Annotated in this window: 20 protein-coding genes; 7 read left to right on the top strand and 13 right to left on the bottom strand. The window is 67.2% G+C overall.

The window, feature by feature from the left end:
- Nucleotides 1–314: 314 nt before the first annotated feature.
- The 4 genes from AB4Y91_RS16415 to AB4Y91_RS16400 all read right to left on the bottom strand — a co-directional run bounded on the left by AB4Y91_RS16415 (nt 315) and on the right by AB4Y91_RS16400 (nt 2,501).
- Nucleotides 315–620: a hypothetical protein gene (locus tag AB4Y91_RS16415; RefSeq protein ID WP_441419488.1), complete on the bottom strand. Its 306-nt coding sequence runs from the start codon at nt 618–620 to the stop codon at nt 315–317.
- A gap of 122 nt (nt 621–742) precedes the next feature.
- A complete protein-coding gene (locus AB4Y91_RS16410) occupies nt 743–1,060 on the bottom strand; it encodes a hypothetical protein (protein WP_441419487.1) in 318 nt (105 codons plus the stop codon).
- Complete coding sequence (locus AB4Y91_RS16405; protein ID WP_441419486.1) at nt 1,053–1,799, bottom strand: TetR/AcrR family transcriptional regulator; 747 nt, start codon at nt 1,797–1,799, stop codon at nt 1,053–1,055. Before AB4Y91_RS16405 ends, AB4Y91_RS16410 begins: the two co-directional genes overlap by 8 nt.
- 9 nt (nt 1,800–1,808) lie before the next feature.
- Nucleotides 1,809–2,501: a helicase associated domain-containing protein gene (locus AB4Y91_RS16400; RefSeq protein ID WP_441419485.1), complete on the bottom strand. Its 693-nt coding sequence runs from the start codon at nt 2,499–2,501 to the stop codon at nt 1,809–1,811.
- A 382-nt stretch (nt 2,502–2,883) separates the two neighbouring features.
- Here AB4Y91_RS16400 and AB4Y91_RS16395 point away from each other — a divergent pair, with 382 nt between their 5' ends.
- Nucleotides 2,884–3,096, top strand: coding sequence for a hypothetical protein (locus AB4Y91_RS16395; RefSeq protein WP_441419484.1), 213 nt, complete (start codon nt 2,884–2,886; stop codon nt 3,094–3,096).
- Nucleotides 3,093–3,581: a hypothetical protein gene (locus AB4Y91_RS16390; protein ID WP_441419483.1), complete on the top strand. Its 489-nt coding sequence runs from the start codon at nt 3,093–3,095 to the stop codon at nt 3,579–3,581. The genes AB4Y91_RS16395 and AB4Y91_RS16390 overlap by 4 nt, the downstream gene beginning before the upstream one ends.
- Nucleotides 3,582–3,670: 89 nt before the next feature.
- Here AB4Y91_RS16390 and AB4Y91_RS16385 read toward each other — a convergent pair whose 3' ends face one another.
- Nucleotides 3,671–3,844, bottom strand: coding sequence for a hypothetical protein (locus tag AB4Y91_RS16385; RefSeq protein ID WP_441419482.1), 174 nt, complete (start codon nt 3,842–3,844; stop codon nt 3,671–3,673).
- A gap of 30 nt (nt 3,845–3,874) precedes the next feature.
- Entirely contained in the window at nt 3,875–4,018 is a 144-nt protein-coding gene (locus tag AB4Y91_RS16380; RefSeq protein ID WP_441419481.1) for a hypothetical protein, read from the bottom strand.
- A gap of 15 nt (nt 4,019–4,033) precedes the next feature.
- On the opposite strand from AB4Y91_RS16380, the gene AB4Y91_RS16375 reads away from it, so the two are divergent.
- Complete coding sequence (locus tag AB4Y91_RS16375) at nt 4,034–4,273, top strand: hypothetical protein (protein ID WP_441419480.1); 240 nt, start codon at nt 4,034–4,036, stop codon at nt 4,271–4,273.
- A 106-nt stretch (nt 4,274–4,379) separates the two neighbouring features.
- Here the strand turns inward: AB4Y91_RS16375 and AB4Y91_RS16370 are convergent, their stop codons facing one another.
- The 3 genes from AB4Y91_RS16370 to AB4Y91_RS16360 form a co-directional block, all read right to left on the bottom strand.
- Nucleotides 4,380–5,210 carry a GIY-YIG nuclease family protein gene (locus AB4Y91_RS16370; RefSeq protein WP_441419479.1) on the bottom strand — a complete coding sequence of 277 codons (831 nt, stop codon included), beginning with the start codon at nt 5,208–5,210 and terminating at the stop codon, nt 4,380–4,382.
- Between the two features lie 573 nt (nt 5,211–5,783).
- Entirely contained in the window at nt 5,784–7,259 is a 1,476-nt protein-coding gene (locus AB4Y91_RS16365; RefSeq protein ID WP_441419478.1) for an SLC13 family permease, read from the bottom strand.
- Nucleotides 7,260–7,271: 12 nt separating this feature from the next.
- A complete protein-coding gene (locus tag AB4Y91_RS16360) occupies nt 7,272–8,390 on the bottom strand; it encodes a PrpF domain-containing protein (protein ID WP_441419477.1) in 1,119 nt (372 codons plus the stop codon).
- Between the two features lie 251 nt (nt 8,391–8,641).
- Here AB4Y91_RS16360 and AB4Y91_RS16355 point away from each other — a divergent pair, with 251 nt between their 5' ends.
- A complete protein-coding gene (locus tag AB4Y91_RS16355) occupies nt 8,642–9,580 on the top strand; it encodes a LysR substrate-binding domain-containing protein (RefSeq protein ID WP_441419476.1) in 939 nt (312 codons plus the stop codon).
- On the opposite strand, the gene AB4Y91_RS16350 is transcribed toward AB4Y91_RS16355, so the two are convergent.
- From AB4Y91_RS16350 to AB4Y91_RS16340, 3 genes are all read right to left on the bottom strand, one after another.
- Entirely contained in the window at nt 9,571–10,809 is a 1,239-nt protein-coding gene (locus tag AB4Y91_RS16350) for an NAD(P)-binding domain-containing protein (protein WP_441419475.1), read from the bottom strand. The two genes, AB4Y91_RS16355 and AB4Y91_RS16350, sit on opposite strands and share 10 nt — an antisense overlap.
- A 70-nt stretch (nt 10,810–10,879) precedes the next feature.
- Nucleotides 10,880–12,256, bottom strand: a complete 1,377-nt coding sequence (locus tag AB4Y91_RS16345; RefSeq protein WP_441419474.1) for an FAD-binding oxidoreductase — start codon at nt 12,254–12,256, stop codon at nt 10,880–10,882.
- 364 nt (nt 12,257–12,620) lie between these two features.
- Nucleotides 12,621–13,937, bottom strand: coding sequence for a GAF domain-containing protein (locus tag AB4Y91_RS16340; protein ID WP_441419473.1), 1,317 nt, complete (start codon nt 13,935–13,937; stop codon nt 12,621–12,623).
- Nucleotides 13,938–14,099: 162 nt separating this feature from the next.
- Here AB4Y91_RS16340 and AB4Y91_RS16335 point away from each other — a divergent pair, with 162 nt between their 5' ends.
- From AB4Y91_RS16335 to AB4Y91_RS16325, 3 genes are all read left to right on the top strand, one after another.
- Nucleotides 14,100–15,890 carry an NAD(P)/FAD-dependent oxidoreductase gene (locus AB4Y91_RS16335; protein WP_441419472.1) on the top strand — a complete coding sequence of 597 codons (1,791 nt, stop codon included), beginning with the start codon at nt 14,100–14,102 and terminating at the stop codon, nt 15,888–15,890.
- A 96-nt stretch (nt 15,891–15,986) separates the two neighbouring features.
- Nucleotides 15,987–17,042 (top strand): 2,3-butanediol dehydrogenase, encoded by a 1,056-nt coding sequence (locus AB4Y91_RS16330; protein WP_441419471.1) that lies wholly within the window; start codon nt 15,987–15,989, stop codon nt 17,040–17,042.
- 180 nt (nt 17,043–17,222) lie between these two features.
- Nucleotides 17,223–17,573 (top strand): hypothetical protein, encoded by a 351-nt coding sequence (locus AB4Y91_RS16325; protein WP_441419470.1) that lies wholly within the window; start codon nt 17,223–17,225, stop codon nt 17,571–17,573.
- A 9-nt stretch (nt 17,574–17,582) separates the two neighbouring features.
- On the opposite strand, the gene AB4Y91_RS16320 is transcribed toward AB4Y91_RS16325, so the two are convergent.
- Entirely contained in the window at nt 17,583–18,803 is a 1,221-nt protein-coding gene (locus tag AB4Y91_RS16320) for a flavin-containing monooxygenase (protein WP_441419469.1), read from the bottom strand.
- Nucleotides 18,804–18,833: the final 30 nt, after the last annotated feature.

Raw genomic sequence — 18,833 nt, 5'->3', positions numbered from 1 at the left:
ACTCCGCCGCCGGCAAATGGATCACTAACGACCATGCGCCCGGAGTGATCGCGACTGACCGCATCGATGATGGAGCCGTTCACAGATTCAGTTCTACGCGCCCACCACCGGTAGGTGCTGACCGGCGGGAGATGAACTTCCCGGTTCCGCACTTCGCGACGCACCCGTGCGCTAATCTCATTAGCGTCAAGGTGACGCAGGGGGCTAAGTATTGGGCCGGCAGCTGCCTCACTCGGTGTTGAGATGCTGGAAAGGAAGACATCAGCCTTTGAGCACAGCTCTTCAGCGTTCACTGTCACTACTCGCGCGTCCATCTAGTGCCGGGCCTTTTCTCGATGGGATCGAACGCTATTGGGTGCCCCCACATAGCGGCATCCGTCATGCGTGCATCGTTCCCAGTGTCCCTTCTCCACCGCTTCGGCAGTAACGGAGTGGATGTCACCAAAGCCGTGTCCATGCAGCATTTGTGCCACCGAGCCACCGTACTTGGCCGCCAGGAGTGCAGCTTCTGCAACCTTGTCGTGGCCCCGGGCGAAGAAGGCTCCGATACCAACCTGCTCCCCGCAACCGCACCAGCAGGTGCCGGTGGGAATCAAACGCGCGTTCTCTAAGACAGTCACCTGATCAAGATAGCCCTTCTTGATGGCGTTCCAAGAACCGACTCTCGCTAGGTGTGAAAAATAATGCCTTGCCCCTGCTATCGCGTGGTAGTTTTTACACGCAGAACCGGGATCAGCCAGGCCTACAACTTGTCGATCCAAGTATCTTCTTCACGGTTATCCCATGCCGTGCCCTGGCGTGTTGGCTTGGGGGTCTGCATGCTCTTTAGGACCTTCAAAAGGCGGTGAGCCTCGACTGCCTGAAGGTCACGGAGACCTGCTATCGAACGAAAAGTGACAGATTCAACGATTTCCTTGCGTTGGTCTTGGCTCGTGATGCCCGCGCGTTCAAATGATTGCCTGATCTCTGCAACTTGTTCGGATTGAACCGGCAGGGGCGTCTGGGCCGTGGAAGTGCCAGGCACTTCCACATCAAAGAGTGAGGGGATCTCGTTATTCATAATCCCCCACTCTATCGACTGCACGCCCGGCGCCGGCCGCGCCAGCAACGTTCGAGAATGAAGCGTGAGTACTGGCTGCCGAAGGTGATCCCGATGAACTTTCGTGCCCGCGCCTACCATCCGTCCAAGGGCTGAATCCGTCCACAATGAAGTCACGGCACAGGGTGACGACTCTGTCGCGGGACGTTGCCTGATGCGAAAGCCACCAGTTGCCCAACTGCTCAGTGACGCCACTGACTGCATACGCGTAGGCGTTGATTCTGTCGGGTTCCATATCAGTGACCCAGTGGCCGATAACGTCAGCGATGCGATTCACAGTGTCTATCCGAAGCGTGGCCACGTGATCGACGACGTCCTCAGACACACCCGGACCCGTGCTGTACAGCATCGCCCAGCGGCCAGGATCTTGTTCCAAAATCTGCAAGAACACATCAGCTACCTGCTCGAAGCCGTCGCCCATCAGTAGTGGACCCCTACCTGCGCAGATGAGTTCGCCAAGGCGATGCTCCAGGTCGGCCCGCGCACGTTGTACGCAAGCAATGAAAATGGCCTCTTTTGTGGCGTAATGACGGTACACCACAGTGCGGGTGACGCCTGCCGCGCGCGCAACATCTTCCATTGAGGTGTCTTTGAACCCATGATCTGCGAATAGGCGTTCAGCGACGTCGAGCAGCTGCTGCCCACGTCTATCGCGGGTTAGGCGCGCCTTAGGCGTCCTGGGATCCGATGAGCCGACCATGGCGCAAGTTTACAGCGTGTCAACTAGTCCCGTTTTAGCCCCGCCGGAACGGAGAAATGGACGTCGAGGGCGCCCCCGGGTCCGCCCGGTCTGCCACCCGGGAACGGCGTCGTCCAGGAGCCTGAACTTCACGGAGTCCAGTTCACCGCGGCGGTGTTTGTAGCGCTGGGTATGGATCCACACCCCGAGGGTGTGTTCACGCTCTGAGTCATAGTCGTGGTGGCGGGGCCAGTCGTGGCCTTCCTCGCGGTAGGCCACGAGCTGGTCGAGGCGGCGGTGCCAGCGGGCTTCGTCCTCGGATTTCCTGCGGTTTTCCTGCCACCCCGGCACCTGGGCCAGACCGTTACGGTAGGCCGCGTCCAGGGTCCCTGCGGCCGCTTCGCGTCGGCGCCCGGACAGCCACCGAGCCATCGACCTTTCGCCCCGGTCACAGGCACGGTCCTGGGGGAGCCGGCCCTCGGCCGAGACCCAGGCGATGATCACTTCCATGCGGGCGAGATCCTTGGGGGAGGGGTGAGGAGCGGGGTCGGCGGCCTGGTGCTCGGCCTCGAGTCCCGGGTCCTGACGGCGGGCGATGGCCAGGTGGTATCCGACGGTGTTGGGCTCGGCGCACACGAGGGCAGCGATGCGTTTCCGGCTCAGTCCGAGCCGGTACATCAGCACCCATTCCGCGTCAGGAGCGCGCCGCAACAGCCTGTCCATAATGGACCCCATCCTGCCACGGCCTATCCGCAAGTCGAGCGGCCATGGCGGGTCAACAGACAATTCTTTCGAGCGTCCATTCGCGCGGGCGGAAATCAGGCACTGCTTCCGGCCTGCCATTCGCCTTTTCATATCTGATCGCTTCCTTGGCGGGGCGGCCCGGATCATCAGGGTGCTAACTCTTTGCGTAGCCCTATGCCGGGCAGTTCCTTTGGGGGAGTGCAGGAAGGGCCTCGCGCAGAAGCGGCGAGGGCTGGCCGGCTCCTTAAGCGCCGAAGGTCCGATTCCCCTGAAAGTACGGGATGCTGGAAGTCCCAAATGACGAAAGCGAATCCTTGACCCGTCTCCAGCATGATGGCGTCGGCTTCACCCGGCTGTCTCCATGGGACTGAGCAGCGCCGGCGGCGCCGGCCATCTCGATCCGCTGCTGTATCCATGGAACCCGGCCGTGGCCTCGGGTGTCATGGACGGTGATGAGTTCCGGCCCCTTGAGCTGTCAGCCGGACTGGATGAAGCCCTCGCGCAAGCCGGCGCGGCACCGCTGGAGGCCCGTTCCCCGGTGGTCTCCTCGGCTCGAATTCAAGCGCGGACGTGATGCGGCGGAAATTCGCCAGCTACCGCCGGCCTGTCAGTGCGGTCCTCCCGCTGGTCCGGGGGCAGCTCCACAACATCGCCGTTGGCCACTCCGCCCACGTGAGCAAGGCCGGCTATATAGCCGCCGCCCCGTATCCGCGGATGGGGGAGTGCACAGCGGTCTGGCTGTCGTGGCGGGACGATGTCCAACTGATGGCCCTCGACGGAATGGAGCCCAACTACCGGCGGATCCAGCTCGACGGCGAAGCCTGCCCGCTCCTGGTGGACCACGGGGAACGTCCGGAGGAGTTTTCGCTGTTCACCTCGCGCTGGGGCGTGCTGACCGACGGCGACGGCGGGAAACTTCACTTCCTCGACCGGCCTGCCCTCTTCGGGCTCCTCGCCGGCAGCGGCAACGGGGACCTGCTGGAGGAAGGGAAGCCCGTCTTCGACGGGCCGCCGGACCTCGTTGCCGAGCAACTCGCGATCCCCTCGGTCCAGGCATGAGCCAGGGAATGGTTCAGCTCGGCCGGCCTCACCGCGCCCGTGGACTTCGGCGGGCCTTGACCGGTAGCCACCTGTCTGGAACGTCTCCTTCACCGGGCGGCGATGTTCCCGGAAGTGTGCTGCGCAATGCATTCGGCATCGCGGCCCGCACCCGCCACGATGGACGAGCCGTGCCCCGTCAGCCACGGCAACCCGACGGCGTACAAGCCCGGGCGTTCGGTAACGCCGCGGGGGTGCCGGGGGTAGTTCCATTCGTCCAGCACCGGGATATCCAGGATGCTGAAGTCCAGCCGCTAGCCCGTGGCCCAGAGGACCGACGTGACGTCGGCGACTTCGAGGTTCAGCCGCGCCGATTCCGAAGGAAGCCAGTCGTTCTTGCGCGGCGGCACTGGCTCCGGTGCCGACATGCCGGTGGCGGCAATATAGCTGTCGAACATCGGCTTCATCCGCTGGTGGAATGCCGCCTCCACCAGGCACAGGCGTTCCGCAAGGTCATCACTGAAGACGAGGTCGCCGTCGTCGGCTGCCTCCGGGGCGGGTCTGTCATGCGGCAGGCCGACAGCGCGAGTGAGAAGCTCGGCGTGTTCAGGAAACGCGCCCCGCCCGGCCTGACACGCCCCGCCAAGTGTTTCGCACCGTTCCGGCAACTGATGTTCGACTCGATCAGTACCTCGCAGGGGTCCGATATCTAAGCCCGAACTACTTATCCGGCGGACCCGGGCTGTCCTTTCTTGACCCTCCAGCGCCAACCGGGCAACTGCCGTTGCCCTAATGCAATGAGGGCCAGCGGTGCTCCAATCAACGGAAGCGGGAGCGAAGGTAACCGTCCTGCTCGGGTGTGAGAGCGCCCCAGCGGTCGCCCTCAAACGGCAGCTTGCCATACTTATCTCGCAGTGCCTGCCGGATCGTTTTGGGGCTCTTGCCGACCTCGCGTGCTAGCTCGACCGGCGTGAGTCCGCGTGCTCCTGCGGCGGGGGCCGGGGCAGAGTGGCGGGGCGGGGGAACGGAGGCCACGTCCGCGGACGCCTCCCGGACTTGCGAGCCTGACGCCTCCAGAGTCATCGCCTCGCGCGCCCGCCGCAGCCGAGGAAGCGGCCGGGGGTTGTGCATAATGTTCAGCGGCGGCATCCAGCGGTGGATGACTGCGACCTCAACCTCTCCGAGCGCCTGCGCGAGCAACGGCGGTCGCTCCCACACTGCGAGTGATAGGCGCTCGTGCATCCAGGCCGTGAGCCGGGCATCTCCAACCGGCGTGAGCCCGTAGTTCGAAAAGTGGCTTGGCTTATCGGGGTTGCGGGGAACCGCATGAAGGTCGAGCGCGTCGCGCAGCAGTGCGGCGAACGACCGCCGTACAGTCGAACTGCCGGTACGCGGCTTCTTGGTCGGGCTGGCCGCGAAGTGGGTGTCGAGTTCCCGGCTCACAAGGTCGTCCTCGCTCTTGCCAACGTACAGCGCGGAGCCCGGCTCCGGGTCCAGGCCCAGGGTGGCCCACGCCTCGGCGTCACCATAAATGGCGTACAAGCCGGGAACGGGCCGCACGTGGCCCTTCGCCTGTGCGACGGGCCAACGCTCCCCTGACAGAGCGGCGATGGCATCTTCCACTTGCGGCGAGAGCTCGGATGGGATCATGCGAGGGATGCTAACAGGTGCTCCGCGCCCTCTTTAGTCGTGATGGCCCGGCGCACGCGAGGGTGTCGCCGCCGGAGCTGGAGAAGAACTGGTCGACTTGCTGAAGGGCGGGAGCCATCGCTGCGCCGGGTGTCGATGCATGATGAAGTCGCATGATGCGCGAAAGGTTCCCAGGACTCGTGCGTCCGCGGCGGCTAAGACCGACGCTAGCCCCTTGGTCGAACTTAGGACTGCAGCGACTGCATCACGGAGAGGTGCCCGGCACCGTCGGCGAGGACGCACTTGGCTAGCAGGGCAAATTGGCGTGTTTGTCGTACTGCGTCAGCGCGAGCACCGGATCCGGGCCCGCAGGTCCAGTAGCTTGGCACGGCTCGGCCACATCTGGCTGCGGCTGATCTGGCACCCGCCGGGCCCAGGATCCGGCCGAACCGGGAGTTGGTTCGTGCCCTTCAGATGGTAGAGCCGCACCTGAACGGGACCGGTGTGGTGGCAAATCTGCTCGCATCACGACAAACCAAAGGGCAGGCCGGCTGTGAAAGCCGCCCTGCCCTTGGTTACGTAACAAGAGTTCGCCTACATAACCCCTGTCGGCACCAGCAGCGCCCAGGCCAACGCGGGGGCCACCAGGACCACGCCGCCGGCGTACATCATGAGCTGGCGGTAGACGCGCTGGCGGTCGTTGTCGCGGGCGTTGGCCACCACCAGGGCGCCGTCGGTGGAGAACGGGGAGACGTCCACGACGGTGGCCGCGATGGCGAGCGCGGCGACGGTGCCGGAGGCGCTGAGTGAGCTGGTGGCCAGCAGCGGGCCGGCCATCGGGATGAACGCGGTGAGCAGCGCCGTCGAGGACGCGAACGCGGAGCCGACGCCGATGACGTAGCAGAGCACCAGGGCGATCAGCAGCGGCGCTCCCAGGGCCAGGGCCATCTCGGCGAGGGTGTCGATGACGCCCACGTGCTGGAGCAGCGAGACATAGGTGATCATGCCGGCCACGAGCAGCACCGTGGACCAGGACACGCCGCCGATGAAGGTCTTGTGTTCCTTGATGTTGACGAACGCCAGCAGCAGGCCGGCGGAGAGGGCCACGAAGCCGATCGGCAGGTGGAAGCCCAGGGTGCACACCAGGATCACTGCGATCAGGGCCAGGGTGAAGATCTGCTGGCCGCCGGGGCGGCCGGTGCGGGGCGTATCCAGGCCGGCGTACTCGTTGGCGTGCTTGTCGCGCAGTTTGCCCAGCAGTGCGAACAGCACGATGGTCAGCGCCGAGAGGATGAAGTTCAGCGCGAAGCTGGCCGTGAAGAGCCCGCCCTGCGAGATGGGGAAGCCGTTCTTCAGCGCGATGTCGTGCACCAGCACCCCGGCGACGGACAGCGGGGAGAAGCCTCCGGCGTGGGCCCCGTTGATCACGAAGGCGCCCATCAGCACCGGGTGGATGCGCGACTCGTAGGCCAGCCCCAAGGCCGCCGGCGCCAGCAGCGCCACCGCGGCGGGGGAGAAGGTGCCCAGCGCCGTCAGCGCGGCGGCCAGGAGGAAGAACACCCAGGGCAGCAGCATGGTCTTGCCCCGGACCAGCCGGACGCAGGTCTGGACGATGATGTCGATCGACCCGTTCCGCTGCGCCATGCTGAAGAAGTAGGTCACGCCGATGATCGTCAGGACGATGCTGGCCGGGAAGTCCTCCAGGATTTCCTTGTCGCTCATGCCCAGCATGAAGTAGCCGACGCCGAAGGAGGCCACCAGCCCCATGACCCCGATGTTCAGCGGCCATTTGGTGGCGACGACGAACATCACCACGAGGATGACGAGCGGGATGATCTGGGTGGCGGTCATGGTCGGCTCCGATTCAGAGGCGGCCGCGGGGTTGAAGAGGACACCTCCGAACAGGAGGGCGATCAGACCCAGGACAGCGATCGCGGCTACCGTCACCAGCAGGATACGGCGACGGCGGTCCCGGCGCCGGGAGGGCTCGACGCGGGTGTCGCCGGGTGCGGCCTGTACGGACGCCTCTTCTGTGGGCTGTTCCGCAGTCTTTTCTGCGATGTTAGTCATGATGCGTTCTCCTCATCGAGTAGCGCTGGCAAGGGAGGCGTCGACGGCGGTGCCGAGGGCCTCGGGCAGGTGGATGGTGGTGGTTGCGATGGTGCGGGCGGTGCGGTCGACGCCGACGAGCAGTTGCCCGTCCCGTGCCTCGCTCCACGTTTCGATCACTCCGGCCGGGGTGCGCAACCGCAGCGTGGGGCCGGCGGTGCCGCCGGTGATGTCGCCCAGCAGGGTGCCCGGGGTGCGGGCGGCGAGGGTCAGGGCGATGCTTCCGGTGATGGCCAGCGCCGGGTGCGGCTTGCCCATCGAGAGCATGACGACGGCGACGTCGGACTCGGCGTCGGACGGGGCAGGGGCGCCCACGACGGCGACCTTGGGGACCGCGCGGGCGGCCTCGGCGGGAGTTGCCGCCAGCCCCATCCGCACGGCGGCCTGGCGGCGGATGTGTTCCAGGGTGTCCAGCTGCAGGTCCAGCCCGGCGGTCCAGCTGGCGTGGCGCTCCGGGTCCAGGCCCAGGTCCTCCGCGCGCAGCATCACGACCGGGGCCCCGGCGTCGACCATGGAGACGGTCCAGCGGGTGCCGCCGGCGACGATGGTGTCCGTGGCTGACCCGGTGGGAAGCAGCCGGCCGGTGGTCATGCCCGCCGGGTCCAGGAAGCCGAGCCCCACCCGGTAGCCGGGGAACGGGACGCCGGGCATCTCTGCCTGCGGGACGATGGGCAGGGCGCCGGCCGGCGTCGCCACCCGCTGGATGATGATCTGGCCGGTGTTGGTGTTGCGGGTGACGATCCGGGTGACGTCGCCGTCGGGAACCACCCAGCCCTTTTCGATCGCGTACAGGCCGACGACGGCGGAGCAGTTGCCGCAGTTGCTGCCCCAGTCCACGGCGGCCTCCTCGATGCCCACCTGGGCGAAGGTGAACTCGACGTCGACGCCGGCGTCGGCGTGGCGGTGCAGGATCATCGCCTTGCTGGTGGTGGAGGTGGCGCCGCCGACGCCGTCGATCTGCCGGTGGTCGGGGCTGCCGAACAGCCGGGGCAGCAGCACGTCCGGGCTGATCCCGGTCTCGTCCAGCTGGCCTGTTTCGAAGACCCAGCATTTGCTGGTGCCTCCGCGCATCCACTCCGCTTCGATCTTCATGGTCTGTTCCTAGCTTCGGTTCTGCATAGATCTGCCCCAATGGTGTTCAAGGGCTTGATTCGAGATTGATCCAGATCACAAATGAAGACAAGGTTGGATTTCTGCACGGGACTGTAGTGATGCTTCATTCATTGTCTTTGAAGCTCAGGCCATCCTGCCTACCGGAGTGCCGCCGTCGGAAATTGTTCGCTTCACCCCCGGAAGAGAGCGTGAATGTATAGAATTAACGGATTCAACAGAAGGGCATAGCGTTGCTTAACGATCCTGATCGGGAATTGTTCGACATTCGGCGCCTTGCCTTGCTGGTGGAGGTGGTGGAGCAGGGGTCGATCACCGCTGCGGCCGAGCTGATGATGTACACGCCCTCCGCCGTTTCGCAGCAGCTGAGGAAGCTTGAGCAGGAAGTCGGCCAGCCGCTGCTGAACCGCCGCTCCCGCGGAGTGGTGCCCACCGAGGCCGGGCAGGTCCTCGCCGGGCACGCGCGCAAGGTCATCGGGCAGATGCGCGCCGCCCAGTCGGACCTGGACCAGATCGCCGGCCTCAAGCGGGGCTCGCTGACGGTTGGCACCTTTCCGACGCTCGCCGGCTCGTTCCTGCCGGTTGTCATCCGGGCCTTCAAGAAGAGGTACCCGGCGATCGGCCTGTCCCTCCGCAGCGCGCGGTTCGATGAGCTGGTGAGCGACCTGCAGTCCGGAGTGACCGGGCTGTGCCTGCTGTGGGACTACCCTTGGAACCGCTTTCACGACGATTCCATCCGGATCACGGAGGTTTTCCAGGAAAGCACGGTCCTGCTGGTGTCCCGCAGCCATCCGCTAGCCGACCGCGACGAGATCCGGATGGAAGAGCTCCGCAAGGAATCCTGGATCGTGCGGGCCGAAGCGCACCCCGTCGTCGAAGTGCTGCAGCGCTCCGCCCATGAAGCCGGCTTCGAACCGACCATCGGCTTCCTGGCCAACGACTACCAGGAAGCGCAGGCGATGGTGAGTGTCGGCATGGGCGTGGCCATGGTGCCGAAGACGGCCGTGGCCCTGCAGCACCCGGACGTCCGGGTGATCAGCCTCGGCGAGGCCGCGCCCCTGCGGCGGGTACTCCTGGCCCAACGCCAGGACAAGGTCTACGCCCCGGCAGAGGTCGCCTTCCATTCCACGTTGCTGGAAATCGCCCGCGAACGCGCCGGGGACTACCTGTAGGGAGGGCGCCCCCGAGACATCTGATCGGCCAGGAATTCGGCGTCGTCGCCCACACCTGAGAGCAGGCCGGACTTGAAGGTGTGCATCCAGTGCAGCCCAAGGAAGTACAGGCCCGGAACGGCGGTGACGCCGCGCTGCTGGGCGGGCCGGCCGCGGGCATCGAACACCGGAATCCTGACCCAGCCGTAGTCGTAGCCGTACCCCGTCGCCCAGATGATAGTGGTGATGCCTTCCGCCGGGAGGCTCAGCGACTCGACCTCCTGTACACCGGGAAGAGGCTCTGGTTCCCCCGAATCCGCCTCGGCGAACCCATCCTCACCGCCTCTGGTGATGAAGTCCCGGGCTGCAGCCACGAAGCCGGCGTACGCCTGATCGGCCTCATCGAGGATCTGATTCGCGTTGGCTTGCACCCCCAGCTCGCCGCCTGACGCTCCGGTGACCCGGCCAATCACGTTCGCGCCGGCTGCCGCAAGCTTGCGAACGTCGACGTCGTAGCCGCCATTCACCCCTGTCACGACCGTCGACGGCGGGTACTGACGCTCGGGAAAGCTGTCGATGGTTTGCGCAAAGCGGCCCAGTGCGTCGAACCACCAGTAGGCGTCCTTGCCCCGGAAGCGCCGCGGGACGCGCCGGTGCCTGCTAACCGAGAGGTAGACGCGGCGTCCGGCACGGAGCAGCTCATCGGCCATCTGGGTGCCGGAGGCGCCGCTGCCGACAACGAGCACGGCACCTTCCGGCAGGGCCTCGGGACGCCGGTAGCGCGTGGGGTCGAGCTGCAGGACCGATCGTGGGACCTCGTGCGCCACGGCGGGGATCCGGGGAAGCTGAAAGGGCCCCGTCGCGATGACGACGTTCCGCGCGCGGATGGAGCCGTCAGCCAGGGACAGCTCGAAGCCCTCGTCCCCGCCAAGCGCCGCGAGACCCTGGACTTCGGCGTGTTCACGCACGGGCGCCGCCAGGTGCCCCGCATAGTCCTCCAGGAGACTGAGAATCCCGCGGTAGTGGGCGAACCCCTCCGGATCGGGCCCCTGATATGCGTAGCCAGGCAGCTGCAGGGTCCAGTTCGGGAACTGAAAGCGGAGGGAATCCCATCGCTCGGTCCGCCAGCGCTCACCGACCCGCCCGCGCTCCAGGACGACGTGGTCGCGGCCTTGCTGCTGCAGCACCCGACTCATCGCGAGCCCGGCCTGACCGCCGCCGATGACAACAATGTCCTGCTGCTCCCGCATGCTCAGCTCCTGGGAACCGGTGACCCACCCGGCGCACCAACCGCATGCACTCGCCGGGTTGTTGGAAGTGTCAGCCCGCCGGTTTGATGTTTTGGTTGATGTGGAAGAGGTTGCCGGGATCGTACTTGGCTTTGACTTGGGCGAGGCGGGCGTAGTTCCCAGCGTAGGTGTCCTCGATGTGTGGCTGGTCGTCGGCGTCGAGGAAGTTCACGTAGCCTGCGCCGGATCCGAGGGGGTGGAGTTCGGCATAGTAGTCGCGCACCCATTTCCTATTGGCGTCATTGTCGGCCGGATCCTCCCAGTGGCAGGCAATGTCCACTGCAAAGTCGGCGTCGCGGTAGGGGAACGCGGTCGCGTCCCGCCCGACCCGCTGGACGGCACCGTTAATGGGATAGAAGTGGTTGGCCGTCTGGACGCTCGGAATGGCCTCGCCGAACTTCTCAGCGACACGGACGACGTCGTCGCTCAGGCGGGGCAGGAACGCGGACTTCCAGTAGGCCTGCAGGCCCTTGGGATACATGGGGTCGAAGAGTGTATTTAGCACCGTGTACGGAATGGGGCCCAGGAAGGAACCGGCGGCGGGCGCGACGTCGAGGAACGGCTGCCATTGACGCTCCCCTTCGTCGTGGGGGCCAGCCCAGCCGCCCACCAGCACCACCACGGGCTTCCCGTGATATTCCTCAGGCAGGAAGGGGACAGGCGGCCCCTGGTGGAAGCCCAGGAAAACTCCCATTTCCTCCGGTGCGGTGGCGATGTAATCCCGGTAGAGCCGTGCCACCGCGTCGGCGTGCTCCAGAAGGTGGATGATCACTCCGCCGTAGAGAACATCCACCGGGTGCAGGTTGAACTCAAAGGAAGTCACGACGCCGAAGTTGCCGGTCCCGCCGCGCAGCGCCCAGAAGAGGTCCTCGTTTTGTGTGTCGCTGGCGACGAGGAACTTCCCGTCGGCGGTCACTACGTCCGCGGATTTCAGGTTGTCGCACGAGAGTCCGTACTTGCGGGCGAGGTAGCCGATGCCTCCGCCGAGGGTTAGACCAGCAACACCCGTTGATCCAATGATGCCTCCGGTGGTGGCAAGGCCGAAGGCGCACGTGGCGTGGTTGAAGTCCGCCCACGTCACTCCGGCTTCGGCCCGTGCTGTCGCATTGGCAGGATCCACGCGCACGCCCCGGCAGCCAGTGAAGTCGATGACGAGGCCGCCGTCGCAGGTCCCGAACCCGGGTGCGCTGTGGCCGCCGCCGCGCAGGGCCAGGTCCAAACCGGTGTCCCGCGCGAAGTTCACGCCTGCCATGACGTCCGCGACTTGCGACACGCGCAGGATGGCTGCGGGGCGTTTGTCGATCATTCCGTTGAAGACGGCACGCGCGGTGTCGTAGTCCGCGTGATCGCTCGTGATGACGTGGCCCCGCACTTTCTCCTGGAGGGCCTGGAAAGAGCTGTTGTCCACCGTGTACTCCGATTCACCCGGGCCGGGCATGCCCGGGCAACTGGGCACGGCCGCTGGGTCGTGCCGGGTAATGGGTTTAGCAGCCGATGGGGCCCTGGGTCGTGGAGGGCAAAAGCCTATGCCGCAGGCTTCCACAGCGGCGGAGACCTTATGCACCTTGGCAACCCAGCATCGTTACGCGGGTTGCCTTGGCGTGATTCCGAGACGGGGTTCGCCCTCGTCTCAACGGGTTACAGCACGGCTACTCGTAAATTACCCCCGCCCCATACGGCGGTCAATAACCTGTTGCGCGGCCCCCGCCTCGTCCGTTCGGCCAATGGGTTCTACTTCGCCACCAGCCCCGGCAGCCTGTCTCCGGGCCCGGTCAGGCGCCGGCGGAGGCGCGGAACGCCAGGTACCGCGGGTCCCCGCGACCCAGCAGCGCTCCCAGGACCTCCGCCGCCTCGGCGTCGGCGGATCCCATGTCCGTGGAGAGCCAGCGCATCAGGAGCCCGGGGTCGGCGCTGGCGCGCACGGCCGATCCCACGGCCAGGTCCAACTGGTCCCGGAGCAGCTGGACCGCTAGGACGCCGGACCGGCTGAGGAGGGGAGCCCGGTAGGATTCCAGCGCTTCCGCCACCCGGCCCTCGCGCAGCTGCCCCAGCACCCGCCCCGAGTCGGACCGTCCGGCCACGTCCGCGGCCAGCCGGTACGGGTTGGACAGCACCGCCTCGCCGAGCAGCGACCGGAGCCGGAACATCTCGGTGCGGATGGCCTGCGGAGTCCCGGCGTCGCCGTGCAGTTCGTAGGCCAGCTCCTCTGCCGCCCAGCCCTGCGCGCGGGAGTCCAGCAGCGCCAGGATCTCGGCGCGGCGCGGCGTCAGCGGCACGCGGCTGCCGTCGGCCATCAACGCTGATGGCTTGTCGCCCAGCAGTTCCAGGGACGCCACCGCCGCCCTCGGCGGCGAGTCGACCGGGCCGCGCAGGCGCTCGCGGGGGCGCTGCCCGCCCGGGCCCGACGGCGCACCCGCGGAAGTCCCGCCGTCGTGCGTCCCGCCGTCGGGCGTCCCCAGGAGCGACTCCGCCACCCGCACGGCGCACCGCACCATCCGCAGGGTGTCCGCACTGATCGTGTCCAGCGGCCCCGAGACGTCCAGCACCCCCAGCACCCGCCCGGTGGCCGGATCCGTGATGGGCGCCGCCGAACACGCCCACTCGTGGTGCGTGCGGACCAGGTGCTCCGCGGAAAACAGCTGCACCGGGCTACCGGTGACCAGGGCCTCGCTGATGGCGTTGGTGCCGATCCCGGCCTCGGACCAGTCGGCCCCTTCCAGGAACTCCAGCCGGTCAGCCTGCCGCAGGACGGCCGGGCTGCCCACCCGCCACAGGATCTCGCCGCTGGCATCGGTCAACACCAGCAAGTGCCGGCCGCTCCGCGAATCGTCGGCCAGCAGCTCATGCAGGGCCGGCATCACGCGCTGCAGCCGGTGCTCCCGCCGGAGCTCCAGCACCTCGGACACCTCGTGCAGGTGCCGCGGGCTGTGCTGGTCCGGGCTGATGCCCAAGGCCATGGCCCGGTGCCATGAATCGGCCAGGCTGGCGGGGATTTCGGGGCGCGGGACGCCGGAGATGACGAGTTCATGTGCGCGGCGCAGGGTCCGTGCATACCGTGCCGGGTCAGAGAACCTCAGGCCGTAGTCCACTCAGCTCCTCCCCGCAGTCGGCGGCAGTGCCGGACCGGTGGGCGTGTAACGCCGCTGTTACCCCCGGCGCGCTCCAATGGTGATGCAGCTCACGCTCGCCCCAGCATATCGCAGGGTACCGGCGGGACGGGGCTCACCTGGCAACATCACAAAGGAGTGGAGATGACCGGAACACCAACCGCTGCCGCGCAGGCCTGGCTGGCGTCCTTTGATGACGCGCTGCAACGGCGCGACTTGGACGCGGCCCTGGAGCTTTTCGAGGATGACAGCTACTGGCGCGACTTCGTGGCGTTCACCTGGAACCTGAAGACCCTCGAGGGTAAGGCGGACATCCGACGCATGCTGGAAGCGACACTGGAACGCGTACAGCCCGCGGGCTGGGCGCTCGCGGAGGATGCCACCGGGGACGCCGACGCCGTGGAAGCCTGGATCACGTTCGAGACCGGCGACGCCCGCGGCTACGGCCACCTCCGGCTGCGGAACGGCAAGTGCTGGACGCTGCTGACCACCATGCAGGAGCTGAAGGGCTTCGAGGAGAAGAAAGGCCCGCGCCGTGAGCAGGGCGTGGCTCACCAGATCGTCCGCGGCCGCCGGTCCTGGCTGGAACTGAAGGAAGAGCAGGAGGCCCGGCTCGGCTACGAGCAGCAGCCGTACTGCGTGATCATCGGCGGCGGGCAGGGCGGCATCGGCCTCGCCGCCCGGCTGCGGCGCCTCGGCGTGCCCACCATCATCATCGAGAAGAACCAGAACCCCGGCGACTCCTGGCGGAACCGCTACAAGTCCCTGCACCTGCACGATCCCGTCTGGTACGACCACCTGCCGTACCTGAAGTTCCCGGACGACTGGCCGGTCTTCGCCGCCAAGGACAAGATCGGCGACTGGCTGGAGCACTACACCCGGATCATGGAGCTGAACTACTGGTCCGGCACCGAGTGCGTGGGAGCGGCGTACGACGACGGCGCGCAGGAATGGACGGTCGACGTCGTCCGCAACGGCGAACCGGTGACGCTGCGGCCCAAGCAGCTGGTGTTTGCCCTGGGCGTCTCCGGCTACCCGAGCATCCCCGCCTTCGACGGCGCCGAGAGTTTCCTCGGCGAGCAGCGCCACTCCTCGCAACACCCCGGCGGCGGCGACTGGACGGGCAAGAAGGCCGTGGTGATCGGCTCGAACAACTCAGCGCACGACATCTGCGCGGACCTCTGGGAGCACGGCGCCGACGTCACCATGGTGCAGCGGTCCTCCACCCACATCGCCCGCAGCGAGTCGCTGATGGACCTGGCCCTGGGTGATCTCTACTCGGAGCGGGCGCTCGCCAACGGCATCACCACCGAGAAGGCGGACCTGCTGTTCGCCTCGCTTCCCATGCGGGTGCTTCCCGGGGCGCAGGTGCCGGTGTACCAGCAGATGGCCGAGCGGGACGCGGAGTTCTACTCCCAGCTCGAGGCCGCCGGCTTCGACCTGGACTTCGGCGTGGACGGGTCCGGCCTGTTCGTGAAGTACCTGCGGCGCGGCTCGGGCTACTACATCGACGTCGGCGCTTCCCAGCTGCTCATCGACGGGCGGGTGAAGCTGAAGTCCGGCCAGGTCGCCAAGATCACCGGCAACGCCGTCGTGATGGACGACGGGACCGAGCTGGAGGCGGACCTTATTGTCTACGCCACCGGCTACGGCTCGATGAACGGCTGGCTGGCGGACCTGGTCTCTCCCGAAATCGCGGACAAAGTAGGAAAATGCTGGGGATACGGCTCCGATACGCCAAAGGACCCTGGTCCGTGGGAGGGTGAGCTGCGCAACATGTGGAAGCCGACCAATGTACCCAGCCTGTGGATCCACGGCGGCAACCTGCACCAGAGCCGGCACTACTCCGCCTATCTGGCCCTGCAGCTGAAGGCCCGGATGGAAGGACTCGAAACGCCTGTTTACGAACTGCAGCCAAGTCACCACACCCGCTGACCGGGCTCAATCGGCGGCCGCCGGCTGGACCCAACCGGCGGCCACCGGCCGGCCCGGTGAAACCCCATATCCGTTCCACTGATTGGAAGGACCATCATGAAGGCAGCACGTTTCCATGGCCGCAAGGACATCCGGATCGAGGACGTCCCGGAGCCGGAGCTCCGGGCCGGCGCGGTGAAGATCGACGTCGCGTGGTGCGGGATCTGCGGCACTGACCTGCACGAATACCTGGAAGGCCCCATCTTCTGCCCGGCGCCTGGGCACCCGCACCCGCTCTCGCACGAGGAGTCGCCGGTGACCCTGGGGCACGAGTTCTCCGGGACCGTCTCTGAGGTGGGCGAAGGCGTGGACGGGCTCGCGGTGGGGGACAACGTCGTCGTCGAACCGTATTTTGTGGACGGCGACTGCGATATGTGCCAGGCGGGCAGTTACCACCTGTGCCGGCAGATGGGCTTCATCGGGCTCTCCGGCGGCGGTGGCGGGCTCAGCGAAAAGATCGTGGTGGACCAGCGGTGGGTGCACCCCATCGGCGACATCCCGCTGGACGAGGCGGCCCTGATCGAGCCGCTCTCCGTGGCCCACCACGCGGTGGCGCGCAGCGGCGCCAAGGCCGGCGACGTGGCCCTGGTGGGCGGGTCGGGCCCCATCGGGCTGCTGACCGCGGCCGTCCTCAAGGGCATGGGCGTGACGACGATCATCAGCGAACTGACCCAGGCCCGGAAGGAAAAGGCCCTCTCCAGCGGGGTGGCGGACCACGTGCTGGACCCCAGCCTGGAAAACGTTCCGGCCCGGGTGCTGGAACTCACCGGCGGGACCGGCGCCGACGTCGCCTTCGAATGCGCCGGCGTGAACGCGGTGCTGGACACCATGCTCGACGCCGTCCGGCCCGGGGGAGTGGTGGTCAACGTGTCCATCTGGGGCGCGCCCGCCACGGTGGACATGCAGAAGCTGGTGCTGAAGGAGATCGACCTGCGCGGCACCATCGCCTACGTCCGGGACCACCCCGCCGTGATCAGGATGGTGCAGGAGGGCAAGGTGGACCTCAAGCCCTTCATCACCGGAAGGATCGCGCTCGACGACCTCGTGGAACAGGGCTTCGACACCCTGATCAACCACAAGGACACGGCCGTGAAGGTGCTGGTGCACCCGTAGGGGCCGGGGCCCTGTGCGGTGCGCCGGGCGTTGCCGGGACTATGCGGTCTCCGGCAACGCTGCGGGTTGCACGGCTCCCGGGGCCCCATGGCGCCGCCTGACGCTGGCTCGGCGGAGAGCTTCTGAGCCGGGTAACAGTCGGGTGTTCCCATCCCGGGTCTGGGTTGGAACAATGCTGCCATGGCACGAATTCTTGGGTTCCTGTTGTTTCTGGCCGTGCTGGTCTACGTGATCGCCGCAACGTGGCTGTTCGTCCTCGCGCTGGTGGTGACCGTGGCGATCGTCAAACATGTACGCACCCGGCACCGCGTCGCCCCGCGGGCCGCCCCGGCAGCCAAGCTCCACCACAACGCTCCAGCCGTCCCGCGCGCTATCCCGCGCCCCGCCCCGGCGCCGGCCTATCTGTCCCGGTGGTCGGTCCAGCGCCGGTGGGTCGTCGCCGGTGACAAGGACGACTGGGACCAGGCCTTCCGGGACGCCGAGCTTCAGGCGCAGGTCTGCGCCGCCGGACCGGGGGCCACCCGGAGGTAGCGCACGCCGTCACCGCCCCGCTATGTGCTCTGCCACGAACTTCGCGTCGTCGCCCACCACCGACAGCGTGGCCGACAGGTGCTTCGTGAGCCAGGGCAGGCCCACGGCATAGAGACCCGGGACCTCAGTGACGCCCCGGCGGTGCCGCGGGTAGTTCCACTTGTCCAGCACGGGCGCGTCGAGGAAGCCAAAGTCCAGGCCGTAGCCGGTGCACCAGATGACCGAGGTGACTCCCTCGGCTGCCAGGTCGAGCCGCGCCCCCGAGTCTGCGGGCAGCCACTCGTCCGCCGGCGCGGGTTCCGCGGGCGGGGCGTCGATGCCTGCCGCGGCGATGTAGGCGTCGGCCATCCGCCCAAGGCGCTCGCGGAACCCCGCCTCCACCAGGGCGAGGCGTGCGGGGAGATCGTCGCTGAAGACGAGGCCGCCGTCGTCCGTTCCCTCGAACCGACCGTGCAGGCGGACGCCCCGGCGGCCGAGGTCGCGGAGGTGGATGCCATGGCCGCCGCCGTTGCCGGAGATCAGCGGGTTGCACATGAACCGCGCGGCCGGTGACGGCAGATGGTCCGCCTGGAGGCCGTTGATGCCGAATTCGGGGCCGTGGAGGTTGACCTGCAGGATCCACTGGAAAACATCCTGGCCGCGGTACCGCCGCGGAGCGTCGGGGCAGGTGGAGACGGACAGGTGGACCTCTCGGCCGGCATCGAGCAGGTCCTCGGTGATCTGCCCGCCGGACTGCCCGGTGCCTACCACCAGCACGGCGCCGTCGGGAAGCTGCTGCGCGTTGCGGAAGTCGTGGCTGTGCAGCTGGCGGATGTGCCCGGGGAGATTGCCTGCCGACGCCGGAAAACGCGGCCGCTGGAAGGCGCCGTTCGCGAGGACCACGTTCCGCGCGAGCCAGCGGCCCTGATTGGTCTCCACCGTGAAGCGGCCGTCGACGACGCCGACCCGGGTCACCTCCGTGCCGAGCCGGACCGGCGCCTTGATCCGCGCGGCGTAGTCGCGGAACAGTCTGATCACCTCATCCCGGGGGAGGAAGGCGTCCGGCTCGGGACCGTCGTAGCTCAGCTCCGGCAGCAGGAACGAAAAATTCGGGGTGTTCAGGAAGAACGAATCCCAGCGGTCCTGCCAGGCACCGCCCAGCTCCCTCCGCCGTTCCAACACGTAGTGGTCGACGCCGTACCGGCTCAGCCAGCAGCTGGTCGCCAGGCCGGCCTGCCCCGCGCCGACCACCAGGGTGTCGGCCGACTGGACAGGTCCCGC

Source organism: Arthrobacter sp. YAF16, assembly GCF_052113385.1.
Lineage (GTDB): Bacteria > Actinomycetota > Actinomycetes > Actinomycetales > Micrococcaceae > Arthrobacter.
This window is presented reverse-complemented; position numbering and strand designations above follow the sequence as displayed.